This window comes from Massilimicrobiota sp. An134, from assembly GCF_002160815.1.
Classification (GTDB): domain Bacteria; phylum Bacillota_I; class Bacilli_A; order Erysipelotrichales; family Coprobacillaceae; genus Allocoprobacillus; species Allocoprobacillus merdigallinarum.
On record NZ_NFLH01000001.1, the window covers coordinates 182,043 to 207,895 of the forward strand.

The window sequence follows — 25,853 nt, forward strand, 5'->3', positions numbered from 1 at the left end:
ATTATATTTGTGAGTATGGATTAAAATCACAAACGATCCTTACCTTTCCTTTCTGTTGTTTATTATAATAATCATTCATAACGCATAAAGCCTCATAAATATCTTGTGAATGTAAAAATTTAACAAGTATACGTTCTCGATAAATATCCTGCATTTTATAGATTGCACTTCTAGCCGGACCTAAAATAACGGTTTGTTGACTATGTGCCAATAAATAATTTTTAACATCTATCGCAACACTATGTATAAGTTCCTCATGAGGCGATTGAATCAAAATGCTGACCATATGGCAATATGGCGGATATTTGGCTTTTTGACGATATTGCATTTCCTGGTGAAAGAAAGCAATATAATCATGTTTGGCAGCACAAGTAATGGCATAATGTTCTGGATTATATGTTTGAATAATAACATGTCCTTGTTTTTGCCCTCTTCCACTTCGCCCAGATACCTGACACAAAAGCTGAAAAGTTCTCTCACTGGCACGAAAATCTGGAATATTCAAACTCAAATCAGCATTTAAAACACCAACAAATGTGACATCTTCAAAATCCAATCCTTTCGCAATCATTTGTGTGCCTAACAAAATATTTCCTTCCTTATTTCTGAATCTTTCAAGTAATTTCAAATGCCCATTTTTTTGACGGGTTGTATCCACATCATAACGAATCACTTTAGCTCCACAAAAAATCTTCTCTATTTCCTCTTCAATTTTCTGCGTTCCATAACCTACACTCTTTAAATGCGTTGAACCACAGTGAGGACAAACATGAGGATAATCTATCATATATTCACAATAATGACATTTTAATTTATGCTCACTGCGATGATCAGTTAAAGTGACATCACAGTGCGGGCATTTTAATACTTCTCCACAATCCTGACATTGTACATAAGAAGCATAACCTCTTTTATTTAATAACAAAATAACCTGTTCACCTTTATCAATTGTCTGTTGAATACTTTGTTTCATTTTTCTGGAAAATAATGAATAATTACGCTGACGTGTTTCTTGAATCATATCCACTATTTCTACTTGTGGTAATGGTTTTTGATTAATACGCTCAGGTAATTCATATAAATCATAAACTCCTTTTAAAGCTCTGGCATAGCTTTCCAAGGATGGAGTTGCACTTCCCAAAACAACACTGGCATGATGCGTTTTCGCACGCATTTTAGCAATTTGTGAGGTTAAATAACGCGGCTTTGCTTCTTGTTTATAACTGGCATCATGCTCTTCATCTAGAATAATTATGCCTATATTTTCTAATGGAGCAAAAACTGCAGATCTGGCGCCCACAACTATTTTAACTTCCTGACGTTTGATGCGACGATACTCATCATATTTTTCACCTTGTGATAAACGGGAATGCAAAATCGCAACCTGATTACCAAAACGTTGTCTAAAAACTTCTACCATCATAGGCGTTAATGAAATTTCTGGAACCAGCATCATAACAGACTTATTTTGTTGAATATAATGAGCAGCTAAAGCTAAATAAACTTCTGTTTTCCCAGATCCTGTAACACCGTGTAATAAAGCAACTCTCCCTTGATGAGCCAAAATCCCATCCACAACTTTTTGTTGCTGTGTTGTTAATTGAATATGTTTTGATTGATGTTCAATTGAAAATGGCTGACGATAAACTTCTTTTTCAACAATTTCAATACATCCCTGTTTTTTTAAATTATCAAGCAAAGCTCGACTGTATGGAATATCCTTAACAGGAATATCTGGATGTTCTTGTAAAAAAGCCATACATTCCTGTTGTTTGATTGTTTTGGCATAAGTTCCTTCAACAAGGTGAACAACCTGTTGTGTTTTGATACCTACTGTTTGGTGAGTACTCGGTTTTAATTGCGTTGGCAACATCGCCTGCAAACATGATATACGTGGGGATAATGTCATACGTGATAACTGATTAGCCAATGTCTGTAACTCTTCATTTAGTAACGGTTCTTCATCAATAACATCTAAAATATATTGATAGCGAAAACCAGCACGTTGTTCTAATTCTGACTTTGAAAAATGTGTTTCTTCAACATTTTCAACATAACCAATAATTTTTTGATAACCGAAACGAATCCATACACGTACACCTACAAGCAATGATTTTTCACTCAAATAATCAAATGTTGTATCCAGTGCATGTACAGGATGTTCAACTAACACTTTGACAATATACATATCCTCACCTGCCTATTGCACTATTCTATCATAAATTTACTTTTTTTAAAATAATTCCAAGTTCTTTTTCATTTATAAAGGACAGTCTTCATGACTGTCCTATTGATTTCCATTTTGATATCTCTCTTCTCCCCACCATAAAGGCAAAAGTTCCTTTAAAGTCACAGTTTCTCTCGTATCAAAATCGACCATAATTTCCATATCCTGATTTTTTTCATTCAATTGCATAAAAAACTCACGACAAGCTCCACAAGGCATCCCACTCCCGCCTCCATATGGAGGACAATCACGAAAAGCAATCATTCTTTTCACAATAGTCTGTTGACTTTGCATATACATATTCAATGCTGCAACTCTTTCAGCACATAAATCTAACACTCCACTACAGCTTTCTATACAAAATCCAGTATATATTTCACCATTTTCACTTTCCAAAGCACAAACGACATGATGTGCATAAATAAATGGTGAAACTTCATGAGGTTGATATTGTTCCTTAGCTTTCAAATACATTTTTTCCCAGATATCCATAATTTACAGTTCCTCCATCTCTTTTAAATCATCATCACAGACATACGCTTCCACATAACCACATTTTTTACAAATATATTGTTCAACCTTTAGCTTACGATCATCAACAACAATATCCTGATAAGCATTACGTCTGAAAACCCCTTTAGCTGGAACATAAAGAATATTCTGACTTTGACACTTAGGACAACACTGATTCTTTTTCATAAGATACCTCCTATACATTCTTAAATATATCATGTCATAAAAATGAAAACCCTGTCAATTCTTTTCTCAAACAAAAAAACACCATAAGGTGCTTTATAAATTTTCTTTAATAATTTTAGCAATTTTTTCTTTTGCAGCAACAACATCATCATTTTCAACAACATACTTATATTCGTCTTTTGTTGCAATTTCTTTTCTTGCTTTTGCAAGTCTTTCTTGAACGATACTTTCTTCTTCAGTACGACGTCCACGAATACGACGTTCCAATTCTTCAAGTGATGGGGGTACTAAGAAAATGGTTAAAGCATGAGGACATTTTGCCATCACCTGCAAAGCACCCTGAACTTCAATTTCCAATACAACGTTTTTCCCTTCACTTAATAATTGATCAACATAAAATTGAGGTGTCCCATAATAGTTTCCAACAAACTGAGCATATTCAAGCAATTCACCTTTTTCAATTTTCTCTTTGAATTCTTCTTCACTCACAAAGAAATAATCAATTCCCTCTTTTTCAGTTGGACGAGGTTTTCTTGTTGTCATAGATATAGAATAAGCTAAATTTAAACTCTCATCTTTAAAAAGTTCCTGACGAACTGTTCCTTTCCCAACACCACTTGGACCACTTAGAATGATTAAAAGCCCCTTTTTCAATCTCTCCACCACCTTTTGAAACAATGTTACATGAATGAAACATTAATGTCAATTCTTTTTGAAATATGTTATACTATTTATCGGTGATGAAATATGGCTTATGACGGAATTATGCTATCTCGTGTTGTAGAACAACTACAAAATCAATTAACACGAGGAAAAATTAATAAAATCTATCAAATTTCTCAATATGAACTTTTATTTCATATTCGTTCACAAAGAGAAAATTTCAAATTATTGATTTCAATACATCCTGTATATGCAAGAATTCAATTAACCCAATTATCTTATCCAACTCCAGCCAGCCCTAATGCTTTAACAATGCTTTTGAGAAAGCATCTGGAAGGAGCTTATATTGAAAAGATTTCTCAGATTCAACTCGATCGTATTGTAGATATTGAACTGATTGGTGTAAATGAACTCAAAGATACTGTCAAATATCAGCTCTATCTAGAAATCATGGGTAAACATTCTAATGCAATCTTGACATATGACAACAATAAAATCATTGATTGTTTAAAACGTGTTTCTCCCGCTATGAGTGCTCGTATTTTACAGCCAGGAGCAACTTATAATCAACCCCCTTTAATTGAAAAGAAAAATCCTTTTACAAGTGAATGGATGGAAACAGATAATCTGACAAAAACTTATCAAGGGTTTTCTCCTGAACTCTCAAAAGAAGTTCTTTATCGTATCCATCATGGAGAAACTTTTCAAGACATTATTCAATTATTACGACACTCACAAAATATCTATATCCACAAATATCAAGATAAGGAATATTTTCATATTATTCCTTTAACGCATCTACAGTGTAACGGAGAAATATATCCTCTATTTGATGGTTTAGATAAACACTATGATTTAATTGATGAAAAAGATCGTATCAAGCAACAGACATCTGATTTAGCAAAATTTATTCAAAATGAATATCAAAGAAACATCAATAAACTTAATAAATTAAAACAAACTCTTTTTGAATCACAAAACAGTGATGATTTACGCATTAAAGGTGATCTTTTATTTGCTAATCTCCATTTGATTTCTAAAGGACAAAAAGAAGTTACTGTTGAAAATTATTATGATGGTAGTATGATGACTATCGCTTTAGATGAAAGATATGATGGTAAAACAAATGCAAATAAGTATTATGCAAAATATCAAAAAGCCAAAAAAGCTTTAACGCACCTTCAAGAACAGATAAATATTGTCGAAAATGAAATCCTTTATTTTGATAGTCTTATCACACTGATGGAAAATGCTTCCTATTATGATGCATTAGAAATGAAAGAAGAATTAGAAAATTTAGGTTATTTGAAAAAGAAAAAAACCAAACAGGTGCATCGACCAAAAAAATTGCATATTGAACAATATCTTACTAAAGACAATATACAAATCTATGTAGGTAAGAATAACCTGCAAAACGATTATCTTACCTTTAAGATGGCTTCTAAAAATGATATGTGGTTTCATGTCAAGGACATGCCTGGAAGCCATGTCATTGTGCATAGTCAGAATCTAGATGAATATACCATTCGTTTAGCAAGTCAAATAGCTGCTTATTTTTCCAAAGGTAAACACAGTTCTTCAGTTCCTGTCAATTATACCTTGGTTAAAACGCTAAAAAAGCCACAGGGTGCTAAACCGGGACAAGTGATACTTTCACATTACTCAACGATTTACATTGATCCTGATGAAACTATTTTTAACGACATGAGAAAGGTGAATTCATAGAGTTCATATTTGGAGCATTGACAAATGTTTGCTCATAAACAGGATAAAATACTGGATAATACATGCAATGGTTGACACGACGACATTCAATTGGACAAATCACAGGCTGAGCAACAGGTGTAATTTGATTTGTCACACAAACTCTTCTAGGAGCTACTAAAGGTTGTGGACGTGGACAACCATTGATACTTCCAAAATTCATTTGTTGTCCTTGACATGAACATGAATTCATATTTTGACAACCACAAGATTGTTGAAACATAATTAATCCCTCCTTCACTTTAATGTATGTTATATTTTTAAAAGAGGTAGGGCAAATGAAAGGAGTTTTATAATGAAATTCATCAAATGGGATTGTTTTCATGAAATTGAAGCTTATACAACATGCAGTTATTGTAACGGAGAGCTCATGAATATGAGTTTCAATGGTATTGATGATCAACAGGTTTTAAAGAATCGAGAAAAATTAGCTCAAACTTTGCATACTGATTTAAATCATATGGTTGCAACACATCAACGACATACCACAAACTTTCTAAAAGTTCAACTTCAAGATGGAGGTAGAGGTATGTGGAGTCAAGAGGATGCATTTGACAATTATGATGCTTTGTATACACGTGATCGCCATTTATGGCTTTGGTCTTTTCATGCTGATTGCTGTCCTGTTTTATTATATTGCAGAGATCAGAAAATTGTTGCCGCTATTCATAGTGGATGGAAAGGAACCGTAAATGAAATAGTTGGAAAAGTCACAAAACATTTAATAACTCATGAAAATTGTAATCCTCAAATGATCTATGCCTATATTGGACCATCCATTGAACAAAGAAATTTTGAAGCAAAAGATGATATTATTGATTTGGTTAGACAAATGTCTTTTGATACACATGATTTTTATATTCAAAAAGAAGATGGAGCTTATTTATTGAATAGTAAAGGTTTAATTCAACAACAATTGCTTAATCTTCAAGTGCCGCAAAAAAATATAACCATTTCTCCATACTGTACAATTGAAAATGAGGACCTCTTTTTCTCCTATCGAAGAAATAAAAGTCCTCATCGCAATATTACATTAATTTCTATGAAGTAACCTCCGGGTTACTTTTTATCATATTATTCATAGCTTTTGGAATAAATTCAATTAACTTTGACGGAATCACAGTATAGGCTTCTTTAGCCAAAAGATCACCAGTATATCCATGTATGAAAACACCCAACATTGCAGCCTGTAAGGCAGGATAACCTTGTCCTACAAAACTTGTAATTATTCCAGCTAAAACATCGCCCATTCCTCCAGTTGCCATAGCTTTATTTCCTGCACGAATACGATATGATTCCTGACCATTTGTCACTATGGTATAAGGTCCTTTTAATACCAAAACAACATGGTGCTCTTTTGCAAAATCTTGTGCAACCAATAACATATCATCCTGACTGTCGAATGGACATAAACGCTGAAATTCACCTAAATGTGGAGTCAAAATAATATCTCGATTTTGCTGTTTTAATAAATCAGTATGTGCTGATAAAATCGTTAAAGCATCCCCATCTATAACGAGAGGTTGTTTTGTTTTTTCTAAAACATCAATAACATAACGATAACTATCTAAGCTTTGACCTAGTCCACATCCAATTAATATAGCATCATATCGAAGGAAATCTTCTTTCTGTAAAATAGGAGGCCTTAAAACTGCAGTTGCTTCAGGGCAGAACTGAGTTAATGCATGTATAACTTCCTGATCACTCATAACTGTCGTAATTCCACTACCACTATAAACACAACCTTTTGCACTTAACAGAGCTGCTCCTTTATATTCAATGCATCCTGTAATAAGGCAAGTATGTCCATATGTGCCTTTATATCCATCAAAAATTCTTTCTTTTAAAAGTGGAAACATCATTTTATCATCTGCCATCTGATACAATCCAGCTTCTTCACTCACATCATCAACATCTAGTTTTTCAACAATAACTTTTCCTGTAAAGAAATAACTATCAGGATTAAGAAATCCATTTTTCATAGCACTCAAAGTAATTGTTGAAGTTGCATAAATGACGCTTTGATATGGTTTTCCTGAATCACATTGAAGACCTGTAGGAATATCTACAGCAATGACTTCCTGATCATAGAGTTGATTAATACTTTCAATAACACTTTGATAAATACCTCGTGGTGAGCTATTCAACCCAAAGCCAAATATTGCATCAACAATTGTATCACAAGCCGTCATATAACCAATCAATTCTTCTAAATTATCCTGTTGAAATAAATAAACAGGAAGAGACAAATCATAACATTTCTGCAAATAATAAGCATTGGCTTTTGAAAGATGATTCGTGTTTTCAAATATAAAAACTTGTACATTCTTTTTCTGTTGATAAAGTTTAATAGCCAGAGAAAGCCCATCTGCACCATTATTACCTGGCCCACAAACAATACTAAATGATTCACCATGGATATGTTTCAACAAACAATCACTTGCTTTATCAACCAATTGTTCAATTGTATAACCGTGTTTCAATAAACATTCATCATATCTTTTCATTAAAGTATGGCTTCCAATATACATATTCATCACCTAACCTTAGCCCTATTATAACAAAATAAAAACTGTAATGAAATCATTCATTACAGTTTTTCATCATTAATATCTTACACCACAAGTAAATCCACTTAAACTTGTATAACTAACAACAGATCCTGTTGTCGGTGAATGAATAACTCTTCCTCCACCAACGTAGATTCCTACATGGCCTGGTCGCCATACAATGTCACCTGGTTTCACTCGAGATAAAGAAATTGTTCTTCCTCCACTTTTTTGTGCTCCAGATGTACGTGGGATACTCTTGCCGTTCTTACGATATACCCATTGAGTAAATCCTGAACAGTCAAATGAACTTGGTCCAGTTGCACCCCATCGATATGGACAACCCAATCGTGATTGAGCAGTAGCTACCATTCCTTGATTAGGAGCAATGTCATCTGGATTTACAACAGTAACTTTCAAAGTTTTAGAACTTGAATTACCAGCTTTATCCGTAACACTATATTCAACAGTATATTTTCCTGCTTTATTTGTATTAACTGGATTGCTGATTTTGACTTTAGAAGTCACATTTCCATCTTTGTTGTCAGTTGCACTTTCTAGATAACTTTTTGCATTAAAGTTCTTACCTTTAGTAATTTGTACTGAAGACTTAGATAAACTAATCTTAGGTGCACTTAAGTCACCAACTTTAACTTTTAATGTTTCTTCAGATGCATTACCAGAAGAATCTTTAGCAGTAATTTTTAAAGTTGTTTCTCCATCTTTCTTAGTATCAACAGTTCCATCTACTTCAATAGATTTCACTTTCTTATCAAAGTTATCAGTCACTTTGATATAATCTAAATAATCAAATTGAGAACCATAGTCTACTGTAACTGTAGATCCCTTCTTGTAACTAATAGTAGGTGCAGTCGTATCTGATACATAGAATTCATATGTTTGTTGAGTTTGATTTCCAGCGTTATCTGAAACACTCAATTCAATCATTTGAGATCCTAATTTTGAAGTATCGAGTTTCTTGTCTGTTTCAATAAATGGTGTAACATCTCCATCAACATTATCAGATGCATTGACATACTGAGCGATATCTTGACTACCATTTGCTTCAACATCAATAACATAACCTTGACTATCTCCTACCGGATTCAATTCAGGAGCAGTTTTATCAACAACTTCTACTTGAACAACCTTTGTACTTAAATTTGAGAACATATCGGTTGCAGTTACTTCGACGTTATATATACCTAATTGATATGCATCATATGATGTATCATCAATTTTTACATCCATAGCGTCTAGGGAATCACGATTATCAGAAATAGCAAACATCGTTTTATCTAGCTTTGTCCCATAAAGAACTTCAATCTTATTAGCTTCGATTGTAGGTTTTTCTTTATCGACAGCAGCATAACCAACCAAACCAAATGTTGAAATACATAACATCGGAATGAACATAGCTTTACGTTTTAAAACATGCTCTTGCATAATTTCCAATAAATTCGTCTTAATATTACTATCCATTCGTTGCCTCCTTTCAATAATATACCCATTTAGAATTATAAAACAACGTTCACAAAAAGTCCACAATTTTCTTAAGAAATTCTTAAGAAATTAAAATTTTGTTGATTATATCAATGTTTTTTGAATTAACTTTTTTGACGTTTTTTTGTTTTTTATCATTTTTCTATACAAAGTATTCACTTTTTAATCAATTTTAGACATATTATTATCTTCATTTCATAGAATGAGTTGAAAAGGAGAATGCTATGATTATTGTCTATTTTTCAATTTATTGTTTTTTAGGATATTGGCTTGAATCTATTTATGTTTCGTTATTTCGCAAAAAATGGATCTCATCGGGTTTATTGAATGGTCCATTTATTCCCTTATATGGTTTTGGTGCTTGTATCCTTATATTATGCCAACCCTATCTTCAGTATTTTCATCCATTTTTCGTATGTCTTATCGGTGGAATTTGTATGACTTTATTAGAATTATTAAGTAGTTATTATATTGAACGATTTTTTCACACTCAATGTTGGGATTATTCTCATCATGCTCTCAATTATCAAGGGAGAATATGTTTGGTATATTTTATTTTATGGTGTTTATTAAGTGGTTTATTCATTTATATAATTCATCCATTTATTTGCTCACTATCATTACGTCATGATGCATGTTATCTTATAAGTCTGATTTACATTTCGTTTATTTTAAAAGCATATGGTGATCGTTTGTTAACAACAAAACAAAACGGTCTCAATATTCATTAAAAAAAAAGAAGATTCTTCAATCTTCTTTAACCAAGATAAGCTTCTCTTACCTTGGGATTATTTGCAACTTCATTGGCTTTCCCTGATACAATAACATTTCCAGTTTCAAGAACATAGGCACGATCAGCAATTGAAAGTGCTTTATTTGCGTTTTGTTCAACTAATAACACCGTTACTCCATCTTTATTAATACTTTTAATAATGTCAAAAATTTCATTAACCAAAATAGGTGATAACCCCATTGATGGTTCATCTAACAATAATAGCGTTGGTTTTGACATTAGTGCGCGCCCCATTGCTAACATCTGCTGTTCTCCACCTGACAGTGTTCCAGCCAATTGATTTCTACGTTCCTTTAAACGTGGAAATCTTTGATAGACCTTTTCTAAATCTTGCCCTATTTTATTATCCGTACGTAAATAAGCACCCATTTCCAAATTATCTTGAACCGTTAATTGAGCAAAAATACGTCTACCCTCAGGAACTTGAGCTAAATTTTTGGCAATAATTTTATGTGCAGGGAGTTTTGTAATCTCATCCCCCATAAAAGATATCGTACCACTTTTAGGTTTTACCAATCCACTAATAGCATGCATGATAGATGTCTTTCCAGCCCCATTAGCTCCAATCAAAGCCACAATCTCACCTTGATTCACTTCAAAACTTACATTTTTAATCGCATGAATCACACCATAATAAACATTTAAATGATCAACTTTTAACATGGTCATCCCCCTATTCTTCATGTCCTAAATATGCTGCAACCACATCAGGATTATTTTTAATTTCATCTGGAGTCCCAAATGCTAAGACTGTACCAAAATTTAAAACTGCAATTTTTTCACAAATCCCCATAACAAGTTTCATATCGTGTTCAATCAATAAAATCGCAATAGAAAATTTTTCTCTTACAATCTTTATCGTTTCCATTAATTCTTCTGTTTCAATAGGATTCATACCAGCTGCAGGTTCATCTAACAAAAGAAGTTTAGGTGACGTTGCAAGTGCTCTTGCTATTTCCAGTTTACGTTGTTTTCCATATGGTAAATTTCCAGCTTTGACATCAGCATATTTTTCTAGATCAAAAACACGAAGTAAGCTCATAGCCATTTCCTGCATAGCCTCTTCACCTTTAAAATAACTTGGAAGATGAAGAACAGATGATAATAATGAATAATTTTGAGAATGATGCAATCCAACCTTAACATTATCAATAACACTCATTTTTTTGAACAAACGAATATTTTGAAATGTTCTTGCAATCCCTAATTGTGTTATTTGCGTAGGTGTCATCTTTAAAAGTGACTTCCCATCAAAAAGTATTTGTCCACTCGTTGGTTTATAAACACCTGTCAACAAATTAAATACAGTTGTTTTTCCAGCTCCATTTGGTCCAATCAAACCATATAATTGGTCTTTATCCATTTCAAAATTAAACTCATCAACAGCTTTTAAACCTCCAAATTGGATTCCTAATCCCTCTGCTTTTAACAAACTCATCAGTCATCCACCTCCACTGTCTTATTCTTAAAAAATTTAGCTTTAATACGAGGCACTAAATTTTTTTCTTTGATAATCATTGCAGCAATTAAAACAATTGCATAAAGTAACATACGATAATCCGCAAATGCTCTTAAATACTCTGGCAATATCGTCATGATAATAGCTGCTATAATAGAACCTTTTAAATTTCCTAATCCACCTAATACAACCATAACCAGAATTTCTACTGATTTATTATAATCAAATGTAGAAGGAACAAGCATTCCCATATATTGAGCATATAATCCACCTGCAATCCCAGCAAAGAAAGCAGAAATAGCAAAAGCTAAGATCTTATAATATGATGTAGGAATACCAGATAATTCACTGGCTGTTTCATCTTCACAAATAGAAATAATGGCACGCCCATGACGTGATTTAACAATACAGTAAATGACATAGATTGTAATGACTGCACTTAAAAAATAGACAGAAAAATCAATATTCATTGCTTGAAATCCCATCAATCCTTTGGCACCATTTGTAATACTTAAATTAAGCATAATAACACGTATGATTTCATTAAATGCTAAAGTAATGATACAAAGATAATCACCTTTTAATCTTAATGTTGGTATACCAATAACAACGCCAATCAGACAGGCAGCAATAGCACCAATCAATAAGCTTAATAAAAATGGGAAATGAAGATATAAACTACATAAAGCAGATGTATAAGCTCCTACAGACATAAATCCAGCATGTCCTAAAGTTAACTGTCCTAAATAACCACTCGCTAAATTCAAGCTTGTTGCTAAAATAACATTGATACAAGCCATAATGAGAATTCCTGACCAATAATAGTCAACAATTCCAGCACTCATTAAAAACATAATGATTCCATAAATAATCAGCGCCATGATAAAGGATATAATCAAATCTTTTATTTGTTTCTTTTTCATCCCTATCACCTACACTTTCTCTCTCATATTCTGACCAAACAATCCTGCTGGTTTAACTAATAAAATAAAGATTAAAATACCAAAAACAACTGCATCTGAAAAAGCAGATGAAATATATGAAATTGTAAATGCTTCAGCAACACCAATAATCAATCCACCTACCATTGCTCCTGGAATACTTCCAATTCCACCAAGAACAGCTGCTATAAAAGCTTTGATACCTAACATGGCACCTAAATAGGGATTAATCAAAGAATAACTCATACCATAAATAATACCTGCAATAGCCCCTAAACCAGAACCAATGGCGAATGTTAGAGAAATGGTTGTATTCACATTGATTCCCATTAATTCTGCAGCTCCTCGATCTTCACTGACAGCACGCATTGCTTTTCCCAATTTTGTTTTGTTTATAAACAAAAGCAATAATCCAGTACAAATAAAAGTTAAGATAAGTGAAAGCAAAGCGACATACGTAATATGAGCGCCAAAAAAAGATACTGTACCACTAGGCATATATTGAGGAAAAGTTCTGGCAGCAGAACCAAATAAAATCAAAAATAAGTTCTGTAACAGATAACTGACACCAATAGCAGTAATTAAAACAGCTAAACTCCCACTATTTCTAAGGGGCTTATAAGCCACTTTTTCTGTCACAACACCTAATAAAGCACATCCAGTAATGGCTACTAAAACACTAACAATAATGGGTGCTTGCACCATAGTTGTCATCACATAAGCCAGATATGCGCCAACCATAATAATTTCACCATGAGCAAAATTGATCATTTTAGCAATCCCATATACCATTGTATAACCAATGGCAACAAGTGCATACATTCCACCTGTACTCAATCCATTGATGATTTGCGTTAAAAATTCCATTTGTAAACCTCCTGACTTAAAAAAATAAAGGAGAAAAATCTCCTTTATTTTTCTTCTAATCTAAATAACTATATTCACCATTTTTAATAGTTTTGACAACCAATTCTTTTGTTGGATTATGTTGATCATCAAATTCAAAATGACCTGTAATACCATCATAATTTGTCTTTTCTAACTGTTCACAAATTTTAGCATAATCAGTTGTTCCAGCAGCTTCAACTGCTTTCAATAATACCCAAGTTGCATCATAAGCCATTGTTCCAAACATGTTTGTATCACTGTTATATTTTTCTTTATATTTAGCTACATAATTTTGTACATCTTCTACTCGGTCATCGAATGTATTTGTATAATAAGCTCCATTGAAAATAGATTTATCAACATCTTTAACTGATAAAACGCCATCCCAACCATCAGTTCCTAAGAATGTACCATTGTAACCAGCATTTTTAAATTGACCAACCATAGTTGCAATTATTTCATAATAATCCGGAATATAAACAGCATCTGCTCCTGATTGTTTTACTTTTGTAATATAGCTTCCAAAATCTTTTGTATCCTTTGGATATTTTTCTTGTAATACAATTTGTGTACCATCTTTATTTGCCTGAGCAACAAATGAATCTGTACATCCCTGACTATAATCACTACCACTATTTGTTAAAATAGCAACTTTCTTAACATTAATACGACCATCACCAATAGCTGTTGCAATTGTCTGACCACCCATTGAGTCATTAGAACATGTTCTAAAGTAATTGCTTCTTGTACTTCCATCATTATTTAAAGTAATACTATCACCAGAAGTACTTGGTGAAACAATAGGTGTTCCATCAGCTTTAGAAGCCTCTCCTAAAGCTAAACCTTCAGCCGTAATAACAGGACCAACAATTCCAACAACCTTTTCACCAACTAATTTTTTATAAGCATTCACAGCATCTGTTTCCTTACCTTGAGAATCTTCAGCTAGTAATTCTACTTTATATTTTGCATCATCAGAATTATTATAATCTTCTATGGCAAGTTCAATAGTATTTTTAACTGGAATTCCATAAGTTGATGTTTCTCCAGTTAATGGACCAACAAATCCAATTTTAATTGTATCCCCTTCTTTTAATTCTGTAGCTGAAGAACCACCAGTTCCTCCACCACAAGCAACCAACATACTTGACACAGCCATTAAAGACATAACTTTTTTTATATTCATATATCTCTCCCCTTTTTTTAAATATATTCATTATTATACTTAACATTTTATACAAGTCAACAAAAAATAACTTTATTTTTTCAAATATTCTAAAAATCATAAAAATATTTATTTATTTAATAAAAAATATATTATTTTATAAAACAAGGAGTGGATGATTCCACTCCCTATTCAATACTCTTTAAAGATTCCACCATATCAACCTTATTTAAAACATGTCGCATTGTGAAATTAATAAAATAAGTAAAACCTAAAGTCATAATAATAGCATATATATAACTACTGATATTTAATTGTCTAACAAACATTGTCATATCCAATTCCACCGTCAAAATAATAAACTTGTGAAGGAAATAACCAAAAATCATTCCCAGTAAAGAACCAATCACTGATAAAAGAACATTTTCTCTAAAGATATAGTCATAAACTTCTTTACGTCTAAAACCTAAAACTTTAATCGTTGCAATCTCACTTTTACGTTCTTGAATATTAATATTTGTCAAGTTATAAAGGACAATGAAATTTAAAGCTCCTGCACAGACAATCAAAATAACAACAACCAGATTTACACTTTGAACCTGTTTATCAAATTCTTCACCAATTGATGATACATTGCTTAAATTTCCATACCCTTTGTCCTGCATATAAGCTTCCAGTGTTTTTTGACTCGAAGCACGATCATCCTGTAAAATCAAGAACGCATTATTCACTTCCAGATCCTGTAATGTCAATGATTCATATAAAGTCTGGGACATATAAATATAATTCATAAAATAGTTTTCTGTGATACCTGAAACCTTTACACTATACTTTGTTTCATTGAGTTCAATATCAATTGTATCATTATCTTCCACACCAAGCAATTCAGCTGCTTTTGCGGTTAAAATAACACCTTCATCATCAAGAACCAAATCTTTATATGTCTGATAATTTCTAAACTGAACAAAGTTTTTCATATTATCCATTGATTGATAAACAATTAATGAACCATATAAATCTTCTTTATCTTTTAAGATATTAATACTCTTATTTAAAACATATTCCACATTTGCAACTTCACTACGATTCAATAAATCTTTTTGATAATTCTGTGCTGTTTTGGTTGAAACACTATCTTCTAAACGAACAAGATAATCATATGTAAAAACATCTTGATATTGTTTATCAACAACCTGTGATACAGAAGATTTAACACCAAAGCCGGTAATAATTAAAGCTGTACATCCAGCAATCCCAATCACAGACATAAAGAAGCGTTTCTTATACCTAAAAATATTACGCATTGTTACTTTCTGATTGAAAGACAAACGACGCCATAACCAATGAATTCTTTCCAAAAAAATACGTTTTCCAACTTTTGGTGCTTTAGGTCGCATTAAGACCGCTGGCATCAAATTCAATTCACTCATACAAACAAAGAGTGTGACTGCCAAAATAACAAATACCGATATAAAAACTGTTTCCAGCAAAACCCATGTACTGGCATAAATCGAAATAGGTGCATCCACTTGAAATAACATTAAATTATATAAATAATAAATAATACGTGGGAAAAATTGTGTTCCAGAAACAATTCCTAAAATACAAGCAAAAAAGGTTGCAAAAATAACATATATGATATATTGCTTCATGACATCCCATTTAGAATAACCTAAAGCACGTAATGTTCCACTTTGACTTCTTTGTTCTTCCACCATTCTCGTCATTGTTGTTAATGAAACCAAAGCTGATACAAGGAAGAACATTAATGGGAAAATATCTGCAATAGAAGAAATAGAATCCTTATTAGAATCAAAATTCACAAGTCCTGAATTTTCATGACGTGTTAAAGTATAAAGCCTTCCTTTAGGAATCTGATCCACTTGATCTCTGGCTTCATCTAACTGCGATTTTGCCTGATCTAATTTGTCTTGAGCTTTTTCTAATTCATTATTTGTTTTCAGTTCTTCTAAAGTCAATTGATTTTCTTGTTGTTGAATTTCAAGCTTAGCCTTTTCAATCGCAATAGAAGCTTCATTCAATTGCGTCAATCCATCTAATGAGGAAGATGCATTTTTAAGAATATCTCCCATTTTTTCTAAACTAGCTATTGATTTTTGCACTTCTGGAGCAATATTTTCAGTATTTTCATTTTGATAATTCTCAAGTTCTTTTTGTAAACTTTCTAAATTCCCTTTTAACTCCTCACTCGTACTTTCAATTGTTTCTAACATGTCTTGAATTTGTGAAGATGCTGTTGATTGAGCTTTTAAATATTCAGCTTCTTTTGTAGCCAATGTGATTTTCGCATTCGTTAATTGAATTTTAGCCTCTAATATCTTTTCATCAAACAAATCTTTAGAATCACTATATGTCTGATAACCTTCATCATATTCTTTTTGGGCTTCATCTAATTTTGTTTTGGCATCACTTGTCAAGTCTTCATACAAGCGACTCATTTTTAATGATAAAGTACTTTTTATTTTTGTATTCACATCTTCAATATAATCATCATATGCCTCACTGAAAACATTATATTCTTTAGCTCCCTTTACACAGACAGAAATCTGATTATATAAAATATCTTCATCACGTAATTCATAAAGATCTTCTGGCATAGCTAAAAAATCATTGTTTTCATTTAAAATTTCAATATATCCAGCATTCGTTCCATCACCCAAAGTATTCGTTCCACGATCCGTAATAGCAATATAACGAACATCATTCACAACACCAACGATTTTAAAAGTCTTTTCACCTTGATCATTATGAATAGAAATCTCGTCACCAATCTGATAATCTTCTGCCAGCATTTCTTCATCAATGACACATTCATTGTCTTTTTGAGGATAACGCCCATCAACCAGATAAGGTTGATTAAGCATATCTTGATCATATTGTTCACTGGCGTAAACAGTAACTCCTGCCAGTGAATCATTATGATGAATCAAAGCATCAAATTGATAACCATATTGAATATCTTCAATACCCGATATATTTTGAATTTCACTAATATCATCTTTGGAAAAACCTAATGATGCCATATATGTTAAATCGGCATAATGGTGTTTGTCCAAGTAATGATCCATTGATTGAGTCATTGTTCCCGGTGTATTTCTTAACCCTGCAAAAAAAGCCGCACCTAAAAATACAATCGCAAAAATGGAAAAAAATCTTGCTTTAGATGTTAAAATTGTTTTTCTGAGATTTTTCCAATAAGCTTTTTTCTTTCTTTTTACCATTCAATTTCCTCGATTGGTTGTGGGTTTTCATTGATTTCAACCCCATTGACCTTTCCATTTTTTAAATGAATCACACGATCTGCCATCGGTGCTAAAGCAGAGTTATGAGTAATCACAATGACTGTCATCTGATAAGTATCACACATTTCCCTTAATAAAGATAAAATTGCCTTCCCCGTCTGATAATCCAATGCTCCAGTTGGTTCATCACATAACAAAAGTTTTGGATTTTTAGCAATCGCTCTTGCTATGGCAACACGTTGTTGTTCCCCACCAGATAATTGTGCAGGAAAGTTCATCATTCGATCAGCTAAACCAACACGCTCTAAAACATTTCTGGCATCCAAAGGTTTTTGAGAAATCTGTGATGCTAATTCGACATTTTCTAAAGCCGTTAAGTTTTGTACAAGGTTATAAAACTGAAATACAAACCCTATATCATTACGGCGATATTCTGTTAATTTCTTTTCATCATATAGAGCAATATTTTCGCCATCAACAAGAATAGAACCACTGGTTGGTGAATCCATTCCTCCCAGTAAATTTAAAATAGTCGTCTTTCCAGCTCCAGAAGCCCCAACAATGACGACAAATTCCCCTCTATTCACAATAAAATTAACCCCATCACTGGCATTGATCGTTATATCCCCCATCGTATAACTTTTAACAATATTTTTAAATTCAATTAAAGCACTCATATTGATACCACCCTTTTTATAAGTGTAACATATTTTCATCCAAAAAAAAACAATGTCATCACAATAACAAAAATTTACATAATAAAAAGGAATTAAAGACAATTCCTTCCTATTTTTTTAAAATCTGTTCTGCACACATGATTCCATCAATAGCTGATGACATAATTCCTCCAGCATATCCAGCTCCTTCTCCTATTGGATATAAACCTTCCCATGATTGATAAGAAGCATCTCTTAAAATACGAACAGGTACACTACTTCTGGCTTCAATACCTGTGATGATTGTATCTTCATCTATAAATCCATGCATTTTTTGATTCATTTGAATAAGACCATCATGCAGTGCCTGATTGATAAAATCAGGGAACAGTTCATTCAAATCACATACACGATAACCCGGACGATAAGTTGGAATAATTTGACCTAAGGGATTCACTTCATGATGTAAATAATCCTGCACTCTTTGTACTGGTGCAAAGTAATTGCCTCCCCCTAATTCAAAAGCCTTGTGTTCAAGCTCTCTTTGAAAGGCAATACCAGCTAATGGATGGGAACTTTCAAAATCATCCGTTGATACTGTAACCAGAATGGCACTATTGGCATTTTGACCATCTCTGGCATAATAACTCATCCCATTGACACAAAGTGTCTGTTCTTCATGATGTGATGGTACAACAACACCACCGGGACACATACAAAATGTATAAACACCTCTTTTTCCACTTTGCACAGCCAACTTATAACTGGCCGCCTTTAAATATGGTGATGAAGCACTTTTCTTGTATTGAATCTGATTGATTTTCTGTTGCGATTGTTCAATACGAACTCCTACAGCAAAAGGCTTTTGTTGGAGAGGGATACCTTTTTGATATAGCATTTCATATGTATCTCTGGCACTATGTCCAATGGCTAAAACAAGTAAATCACTATTCAAAATCTTCTTTTGATGATTTTGTAAAACTGTTATCTGATAACCACTTTCTGTTTTTTGAAAATCAATCATTTTTGTTTCAAATAAGAAAGTAACACCTTTCGACACTAAAAACTTACGCATATTTTGAACAAACTGTCGTAAATAATCTGTTCCAATATGTGGCTTATGCAGATATAAAATATCCTCTGGTGCTCCAAACTTTACAAATGTTTCTAAAATATAGCGAATACGCTTATTTTTTACACCTGTTGTCAATTTCCCGTCTGAAAAAGTTCCTGCACCACCTTCTCCAAAAGCAATATTGCTTTCACTATGTAATAGACCATATTCAAGCAAATCTTGAACCGCTTTTTCACGTTTTTCAATTTCCTGTCCTCTTTCTATCACTGTGACCTTTTGACCACTCATAGTCAAAACATAGGCACAAAACAGTCCGGCTGGACCACTACCGACAATCATGACTTTTTGATCATTTGATGGTAAATACTGATATTGATAAGGCTGTACTTTTTGAAGCTGAGGAAATCTTTTTAAAAACTGTTCTTCATTGGAAACAGTAAAATCAAAACTACAAATCCAATGGACATTTTGTCTTCTGGCATCCAAAGATTGTTTGACAAGCGAAACATTTTGAATTTCTTTTTCACGAACATTTAAACTTTGAGAAATGATTTTTGCATAACGTTTTTCACCAAGCTTAACTTTTAAATTATGAATTCTTAACATAGACATTCCTTTCTATTGCTTTTGCAACACGATAAGCACTGGCAAAAGCAAAATGTAAATTATAACCCCCACACATTCCTGCAACATTCAAAATTTCTCCCATTGCATAAATACATGGATATTGTTTCAATTCCAAATCTTCTGTTACTTCCTTTAAAGATAGACCTCCTTTCATAACTTGGGCATAAGAAGCTTCTCTGATTCTTTTGATTTCTAATGGATAATGCTTCAATAATGATACAAGCTGGTCTATTGAAAGATACTGATATTTTTGAAATGCTTTGGCAATCTTATGATTCATCAATCCTTCTAAAAATAAAGAAGATTGTTTAGACAATAATTGACATAACTGATTGTGACTTAATTCGTCAAAAAAATCAATATATAATTGATAATGATGATGTTTTTGATAAAAAGACGATAGTTGCATAACAGCAATTCCACTAACACCATAATCAGTAAATAATAATTCTCCTTTTTCCTGATGGATACATTTTTCATTTTCAACTAACGAAAATGTTCCTTTAACTCTTACACCTTTTAAAGATTTCAAGACAGGAGATGTATAAAATTGCACAAGCGAAGGCACTGGTTCAACGACTTTTAAATGCATTTGTTTTAAAATCTCATAACGTGATATATTCATTCCAGAAAGTTTCCCTGCTTCACTTCCCATCGCCAATACAATAACATCAGCAATAATATTTTGAGAATTTGTTTTGATGAGATATTGATGCTTTTGTCGTTGAATTTGTAAAACTTCCTGTTCATATTGAAAGACAACCCCAGCTTCTTCACTACGCTGCATGAAAACGTTTCTCACAGACAATGCCTGTTCACTTTTAGGATAAAGCAAATCACCTTGATAAACACAATAGAGTCCTATTTTTTGCATTTGTTCAACCATATCAAAATCTTGAATAATTGATTGAACCATTTTGAGTTGATCGCTTTGATAATATTGTGAATGCATTTTTTTATTGGATAGATTACATCTTCCATTTCCTGTAGCTAATAATTTTTTTAATGGGGATTTATTTTGTTCTAAAACTATGATTTGATTTTGGGGCATTTGTTGTTTTAATAAAAGTGATAAATAAACACCAGATGCTCCTGCTCCAACAATAACAATTTTTTTCACGGCAGACTCCTTTCTTTAATCTCTCATGATGAAATATAGTGATTATACCATTTTTTATTGAAAAATCACTAAAAAATGTTTATAATACTAAAGGAATTTTTAAAGGAGGCGTTTAATCATGGGTAGAGCACATGAAGTGCGTAAAGTTGCAATGGCAAAAACAGCTGCCAAAAAAGCAAAATTATATTCACGATATGGAAAAGAAATTTATTTAACAGCGAAAGCTGGTGGACCAGAATTAGATGGAAATTTAGCATTAAGACGTTTAGTAGACAAAGCAAAAAAAGAACAAGTTCCTGCTGATGTTATTAAACGTGCTATTGATAAAGTCAAAAGTGGTGTGACTGAAAATTATGAACCTATTCAATTTGAAGGTTTTGGTCCAGGTAATTCTACATTAATCGTGAAATGTTTAACAGATAATATCAATCGTACAATATCACAAGTTCGTCCAGCATTTACAAAAGCAAAATCTAAATTAGGAGCTGAAGGTTCTGTTGCTTATTTATATAATGTTGAAAGTACAGTTATTTTAAGTGGTATGAGTGAAGATGAAGTATTAGAAGCATTAGTGATGGGAGATGTTGATGCTAAAGACATTACAACATTAGAAGATGGACGTATTAAAATCACTGGTGAACCAACAGATTTAAATAAAATTAAAACTGCTATTGAAGCTGTTAAAGAAGATATTGAATTTGATGTAGATGATATTACAACAACACCTCAAGACTATGTAGAACTTGAAGGTGAAGATATGATGTTATTTGAAAGATTAATGGGATTACTTAATGACTGTGATGATGTTGATGAAGTTTACCATAATGTTTCAAATTATGATGAAGGAGAAGAAGAATAACATGTTTGCATGTTATCTTTTTTTATATGAAAGTTACACATTTATATCATAGTGGTTGTTTAGTCGAGTTAGACAATCATTTGCTTTTATTTGATTATTATCAAGGTGAACTTCACCTTAATCAAGAGAAACCTCTTTATGTTTTTGTTTCTCATCGTCATTATGATCATTATAATCCCAATATTTTTAAAATTCATCATCCTCAAATCACTTATATTTTATCCAATACACTGCGTCATAAATATGATGCATATTATGTAGATATACATCAAACTTATCAAATAGATGATTTATCTATTTCCACACTGCTTTCTACTGATGAAGGATGTGCTTTTCTTGTCCATGTGGAAAATCAGACAATATATCATGCTGGTGATCTTCATTGGTGGCATTGGGAAGGTGAACCAGAACAAGACAATATATATCAAAAACAGACTTACCTCCAAGAAATCTGTTCTATCAAAGAACCAGTTGATCTTGCTTGTGTTGTTGTGGATATTCGTCAAGAAAAAGACTATTTATTAGGCTTAAATGCTTTTTTAAGACATGTTCCAACAAAATACATTTTACCAATTCACTATTTTGGACACTATGAAACAACAAAACTCCTATTACAAGAGCATTTAGACAATCCCTATCATGCTCAAATCCTGCCTGTTACCCATCAAAATCAGACATTTGAAATTCTCGTATAAAAAGAACCTTTCGCACAAAGGTTCTTTGCTCATTTTTGTGGTACAATTTCCAGCCAGTAATCATCAGGATCATGAATAAAATAAAGTCCCATTGCTTCATTTTCAAAACATATGCATCCCATGTCTTGATGCAATTGATGATATGCTTCATAATCATCCACAACAAAACAAATATGACTTTCATTTTCACCTAATTCATAAGCCTGTGGATGATCTTTTAGCCATGTCAATTCTAATTGAAAAGAAGCTTCACAATCAGTCAGATAAACCAGTTTAAAACTTCCATCTGATGCTTCCTTTTCTCTAACAACAGTAAGTCCTAATGCTTTTTGATAAAATGTGATACTTTTTTCTAAGTTTGTAACATTAATGTTACAATGGTTAAATATAGCTTTCATGTCATCCTCCTATTCTTCATCTGGAAACACCGTTGTAATAATAGGTTTTCCTTCTCTATCTACCAATACAGTCATTCCAGACCCAACTGTATTACTATGAAATAAATAATTCACACCTGTTTCTTTATCTACCCATATTTCTGTTGAACTTGCAAACTTTGATGATTCATATGATTTTACAAATCTTTCATATTTTTTAGCCATTTTTATTCTCCTTTAACCTTTCAATCTATAAAAATATTATATCAAATAGAGTTATAAAAAAGAATAAACATTCATATATTTTAACGATTTTAGCACTTTTAAAATCATAGTGCTAAAAGTTCATATTCAGTTCATATATCATGCTATAATAATAGTTGTTAGCAAACAAGATATATGAGTGCTAAATAAGGAGGAATACAAATGTTAAAACCATTACATGATTATGTGATATTAAAAAAAGAAAAAGCTGAAACTCAAACAGCAAGTGGAATCATTTTAACAAGTCCAAAAGAACAAGCAAGCAATCAAGCGACTGTTGTCTCTGTTGGGCCTAAATGTGATGAACACTTAAAAGAAGGTATGACTGTTATCTTTAAAGAATATTCAGGAACAAAATTTAAAGATAATGATGACGAATATATGATTTTAGAAGAAGAAGATATTTTAGCTATTATTGAATAGGAGGAATAAATAATGAGTAAAGAAATTCGTTTTTCTAAAGATGTCAGAGATGCAATGTTAAATGGAGTTAATACTCTTGCAGATGCAGTAAAAGTCACTATTGGTCCTAAAGGACGTAATGTTGTTTTAGATAAAGGGTTTGGATCACCTTTAATTACAAATGATGGTGTTTCAATTGCTAAAGAAATCGAACTAGAAGATGCATTTGAAAACATGGGTGCAAAACTTGTATATGAAGTAGCCAATAAAACAAATGATGTTGCTGGTGATGGAACAACTACAGCAACAATTTTAGCTCAAAGCATGATTCAAGATGGATTAAAAGCTGTAGAAAAAGGTGCTAATCCTGTATTAATGCGTGAAGGTATTGATTATGCAAGTAAAGAAGTTGCAAAATATATTTTAGATAAATCTCATAAAGTAGAAACAAGCAATGATATTGAAAGTGTTGCGACAATCTCTTCTGGAGATAAAGAAATTGGTCAATATATTGCTCAAGCCATGGAAAAAGTTGGTAGAGATGGTGTCATCAGTGTTGATGAATCTAACAGCTTTGATACAGAATTAGAAGTTGCTGAAGGTATGCAATATGATAAAGGTTATGTTTCTCCATATATGGTTTCTGATAGAGAAAAAATGACTGTTGATTTAGATAACCCATTAATCATGGTTACTGATCAAAAAATTAATACAGTTCAAGAAATCTTACCAATTCTTGAACAAGTTATGCAATCTAATAAACCTTTATTATTAATTGCTGATGATTTTGAACAAGAAGTTATTTCAACATTAGTTGTTAATAAATTAAGAGGAACATTTAATGTTGTGGCTACAAAAGCCCCTGGTTTTGGTGATAATCAAAAAGAAATCTTACAAGATATTGCCATTTTAACAAATGCTAAATTCTATAGTAAAGATTTAAATATGAATTTAAAAGACATGCAAATGACTGATTTAGGATCTGCTAAAAAGATTCATATTACAAAAGATCATACAACAATGATTGGTGGTAGTGGTGATAAGACTGCTATTGATCAACGTGTTAAAGAAATCACTGAACAAATGAATAATTCTAAGAGTGATTATGATAAAAAGAATTATGCTGAAAGATTAGGTAAATTAAGTAATGGTGTTGCTATTATCAAAGTTGGTGGAGCTACTGAATCTGAATTGAAAGAAAAGAAATTAAGAATTGAAGATGCTTTAAATGCCACAAAAGCTGCTGTTAGTGAAGGAATCGTTATGGGTGGTGGTGTTACATTAGTTAACGCTTATGTAGCTTTAAAAGACCAGTTAAAAGATTCTAACGTAGATAAACAAAAAGGTATTAAAGTTGTCTTAGATGCATTACTTGCTCCAATGGGACAAATTGCTGAAAATGCTGGTTTCAATAGTGATGAAATTGTAGAACAACAAATGAAAGTTGCTGATGGACAAGGATTTGATGCTAAAGATGGTGAATGGGTATCAATGTTTGATAAAGGTATTATTGACCCAACAAAAGTTACACGTAGTGCTTTATTAAATGCTGCAAGTATTTCTGCTTTATTTATTACAACTGAAGCAGGTGTTGCACAAATTATAGAAGATAATCCAGCTCCTGCTCCAATGGCACCAGGAATGTATTAATAGAAAAGCAAAAAACATAGAGGTTCAATGTCCAATGTCATTAAGTTAAGGACTGAATGACATTCGAGGGTTATATTGCAAATATACCCTCTCTCTTTTTTTATTATTTTTCAAAGAAAAGTATTGACATTGCAACGATAGTGTGCGGCCTATTATCAATTTTTTATTGATAATAGGCCAATTGTTTATAGGTATATCTTGGAGGTACTTGATC

Annotated in this window: 25 protein-coding genes; 7 read left to right on the forward strand and 18 right to left on the reverse strand. The window is 32.3% G+C overall.

Features of this window, described 5'->3' with window-relative positions; all coding sequences use genetic code 11:
- Window position 1 precedes the first annotated feature (1 nt).
- The 4 genes from priA to gmk all read right to left on the reverse strand — a co-directional run bounded on the left by priA (window position 2) and on the right by gmk (window position 3,580).
- On the reverse strand, window positions 2-2,188 hold the full coding sequence (gene priA / locus B5E79_RS01055; RefSeq protein ID WP_087296643.1) for a replication restart helicase PriA: 2,187 nt from the start codon (window positions 2,186-2,188) through the stop codon (window positions 2-4).
- A gap of 99 nt (window positions 2,189-2,287) precedes the next feature.
- Window positions 2,288-2,719, reverse strand: a complete 432-nt coding sequence (locus B5E79_RS01060; RefSeq protein WP_087296644.1) for a cytidine deaminase family protein — start codon at window positions 2,717-2,719, stop codon at window positions 2,288-2,290.
- Window positions 2,720-2,722: 3 nt separating this feature from the next.
- Window positions 2,723-2,926: a hypothetical protein gene (locus B5E79_RS01065; protein ID WP_087296645.1), complete on the reverse strand. Its 204-nt coding sequence runs from the start codon at window positions 2,924-2,926 to the stop codon at window positions 2,723-2,725.
- Between the two features lie 93 nt (window positions 2,927-3,019).
- The gene (gmk, locus tag B5E79_RS01070) at window positions 3,020-3,580 is read right to left on the reverse strand and encodes a guanylate kinase (protein WP_087245196.1); all 561 of its coding nucleotides are present in this window, start codon (window positions 3,578-3,580) and stop codon (window positions 3,020-3,022) included.
- A 93-nt stretch (window positions 3,581-3,673) separates the two neighbouring features.
- Here gmk and B5E79_RS01075 point away from each other — a divergent pair, with 93 nt between their 5' ends.
- Window positions 3,674-5,314: an Rqc2 family fibronectin-binding protein gene (locus tag B5E79_RS01075; protein ID WP_087296646.1), complete on the forward strand. Its 1,641-nt coding sequence runs from the start codon at window positions 3,674-3,676 to the stop codon at window positions 5,312-5,314.
- Here B5E79_RS01075 and B5E79_RS01080 read toward each other — a convergent pair.
- Window positions 5,286-5,576 (reverse strand): hypothetical protein, encoded by a 291-nt coding sequence (locus B5E79_RS01080; protein ID WP_087296647.1) that lies wholly within the window; start codon window positions 5,574-5,576, stop codon window positions 5,286-5,288. The genes B5E79_RS01075 and B5E79_RS01080 overlap by 29 nt on opposite strands.
- 72 nt (window positions 5,577-5,648) lie before the next feature.
- Between B5E79_RS01080 and pgeF the strand changes: the two genes are divergently transcribed.
- On the forward strand, window positions 5,649-6,404 hold the full coding sequence (gene pgeF / locus B5E79_RS01085; RefSeq protein WP_087296648.1) for a peptidoglycan editing factor PgeF: 756 nt from the start codon (window positions 5,649-5,651) through the stop codon (window positions 6,402-6,404).
- On the opposite strand, the gene B5E79_RS01090 is transcribed toward pgeF, so the two are convergent.
- Window positions 6,394-7,884 carry an NAD(P)H-hydrate dehydratase gene (locus tag B5E79_RS01090; RefSeq protein WP_087296649.1) on the reverse strand — a complete coding sequence of 497 codons (1,491 nt, stop codon included), beginning with the start codon at window positions 7,882-7,884 and terminating at the stop codon, window positions 6,394-6,396. The genes pgeF and B5E79_RS01090 overlap by 11 nt on opposite strands.
- A gap of 75 nt (window positions 7,885-7,959) precedes the next feature.
- Window positions 7,960-9,384: a C40 family peptidase gene (locus tag B5E79_RS01095; RefSeq protein ID WP_087296650.1), complete on the reverse strand. Its 1,425-nt coding sequence runs from the start codon at window positions 9,382-9,384 to the stop codon at window positions 7,960-7,962.
- 245 nt (window positions 9,385-9,629) lie between these two features.
- Here B5E79_RS01095 and B5E79_RS01100 point away from each other — a divergent pair, with 245 nt between their 5' ends.
- Entirely contained in the window at window positions 9,630-10,136 is a 507-nt protein-coding gene (locus tag B5E79_RS01100) for a putative ABC transporter permease (RefSeq protein ID WP_241147424.1), read from the forward strand.
- Between the two features lie 26 nt (window positions 10,137-10,162).
- On the opposite strand, the gene B5E79_RS01105 is transcribed toward B5E79_RS01100, so the two are convergent.
- The 9 genes from B5E79_RS01105 to B5E79_RS01145 form a co-directional block, all read right to left on the reverse strand.
- On the reverse strand, window positions 10,163-10,861 hold the full coding sequence (locus tag B5E79_RS01105; RefSeq protein ID WP_087296651.1) for an ABC transporter ATP-binding protein: 699 nt from the start codon (window positions 10,859-10,861) through the stop codon (window positions 10,163-10,165).
- Window positions 10,862-10,871: 10 nt separating this feature from the next.
- On the reverse strand, window positions 10,872-11,636 hold the full coding sequence (locus B5E79_RS01110; RefSeq protein ID WP_087296652.1) for an ABC transporter ATP-binding protein: 765 nt from the start codon (window positions 11,634-11,636) through the stop codon (window positions 10,872-10,874).
- Window positions 11,636-12,580, reverse strand: a complete 945-nt coding sequence (locus B5E79_RS01115) for a branched-chain amino acid ABC transporter permease (protein WP_087296653.1) — start codon at window positions 12,578-12,580, stop codon at window positions 11,636-11,638. The genes B5E79_RS01110 and B5E79_RS01115 overlap by 1 nt, the downstream gene beginning before the upstream one ends.
- Before the next feature lie 9 nt (window positions 12,581-12,589).
- Entirely contained in the window at window positions 12,590-13,465 is an 876-nt protein-coding gene (locus B5E79_RS01120; protein WP_087296654.1) for a branched-chain amino acid ABC transporter permease, read from the reverse strand.
- A 55-nt stretch (window positions 13,466-13,520) separates the two neighbouring features.
- Window positions 13,521-14,672 carry an ABC transporter substrate-binding protein gene (locus B5E79_RS01125; RefSeq protein ID WP_087296655.1) on the reverse strand — a complete coding sequence of 384 codons (1,152 nt, stop codon included), beginning with the start codon at window positions 14,670-14,672 and terminating at the stop codon, window positions 13,521-13,523.
- Between the two features lie 167 nt (window positions 14,673-14,839).
- The gene (locus B5E79_RS01130) at window positions 14,840-17,893 is read right to left on the reverse strand and encodes an ABC transporter permease (protein ID WP_087296656.1); all 3,054 of its coding nucleotides are present in this window, start codon (window positions 17,891-17,893) and stop codon (window positions 14,840-14,842) included.
- On the reverse strand, window positions 17,887-18,591 hold the full coding sequence (locus tag B5E79_RS01135; protein WP_087245171.1) for an ABC transporter ATP-binding protein: 705 nt from the start codon (window positions 18,589-18,591) through the stop codon (window positions 17,887-17,889). Before B5E79_RS01135 ends, B5E79_RS01130 begins: the two co-directional genes overlap by 7 nt.
- Window positions 18,592-18,700: 109 nt before the next feature.
- Window positions 18,701-20,251 (reverse strand): NAD(P)/FAD-dependent oxidoreductase, encoded by a 1,551-nt coding sequence (locus B5E79_RS01140; protein ID WP_087296657.1) that lies wholly within the window; start codon window positions 20,249-20,251, stop codon window positions 18,701-18,703.
- Window positions 20,235-21,392, reverse strand: a complete 1,158-nt coding sequence (locus tag B5E79_RS01145; protein WP_087296658.1) for an aminoacetone oxidase family FAD-binding enzyme — start codon at window positions 21,390-21,392, stop codon at window positions 20,235-20,237. Before B5E79_RS01145 ends, B5E79_RS01140 begins: the two co-directional genes overlap by 17 nt.
- Before the next feature lie 118 nt (window positions 21,393-21,510).
- On the opposite strand from B5E79_RS01145, the gene B5E79_RS01150 reads away from it, so the two are divergent.
- Together B5E79_RS01150 and B5E79_RS01155 are read left to right on the forward strand one after the other, a co-directional pair.
- A complete protein-coding gene (locus tag B5E79_RS01150) occupies window positions 21,511-22,251 on the forward strand; it encodes a YebC/PmpR family DNA-binding transcriptional regulator (RefSeq protein ID WP_087245168.1) in 741 nt (246 codons plus the stop codon).
- A gap of 26 nt (window positions 22,252-22,277) precedes the next feature.
- The gene (locus B5E79_RS01155; RefSeq protein WP_087296670.1) at window positions 22,278-22,946 is read left to right on the forward strand and encodes an MBL fold metallo-hydrolase; all 669 of its coding nucleotides are present in this window, start codon (window positions 22,278-22,280) and stop codon (window positions 22,944-22,946) included.
- A gap of 29 nt (window positions 22,947-22,975) precedes the next feature.
- On the opposite strand, the gene B5E79_RS01160 is transcribed toward B5E79_RS01155, so the two are convergent.
- Window positions 22,976-23,344 carry a VOC family protein gene (locus tag B5E79_RS01160; protein WP_087296659.1) on the reverse strand — a complete coding sequence of 123 codons (369 nt, stop codon included), beginning with the start codon at window positions 23,342-23,344 and terminating at the stop codon, window positions 22,976-22,978.
- Between the two features lie 9 nt (window positions 23,345-23,353).
- Window positions 23,354-23,548 carry a DUF6440 family protein gene (locus tag B5E79_RS01165; RefSeq protein WP_087245165.1) on the reverse strand — a complete coding sequence of 65 codons (195 nt, stop codon included), beginning with the start codon at window positions 23,546-23,548 and terminating at the stop codon, window positions 23,354-23,356.
- Between the two features lie 201 nt (window positions 23,549-23,749).
- On the opposite strand from B5E79_RS01165, the gene B5E79_RS01170 reads away from it, so the two are divergent.
- Together B5E79_RS01170 and groL are read left to right on the forward strand one after the other, a co-directional pair.
- On the forward strand, window positions 23,750-24,010 hold the full coding sequence (locus B5E79_RS01170) for a GroES family chaperonin (RefSeq protein WP_087245164.1): 261 nt from the start codon (window positions 23,750-23,752) through the stop codon (window positions 24,008-24,010).
- Between the two features lie 12 nt (window positions 24,011-24,022).
- Window positions 24,023-25,639 carry a chaperonin GroEL gene (groL, locus tag B5E79_RS01175; RefSeq protein WP_087296660.1) on the forward strand — a complete coding sequence of 539 codons (1,617 nt, stop codon included), beginning with the start codon at window positions 24,023-24,025 and terminating at the stop codon, window positions 25,637-25,639.
- Window positions 25,640-25,853 lie beyond the last annotated feature (214 nt).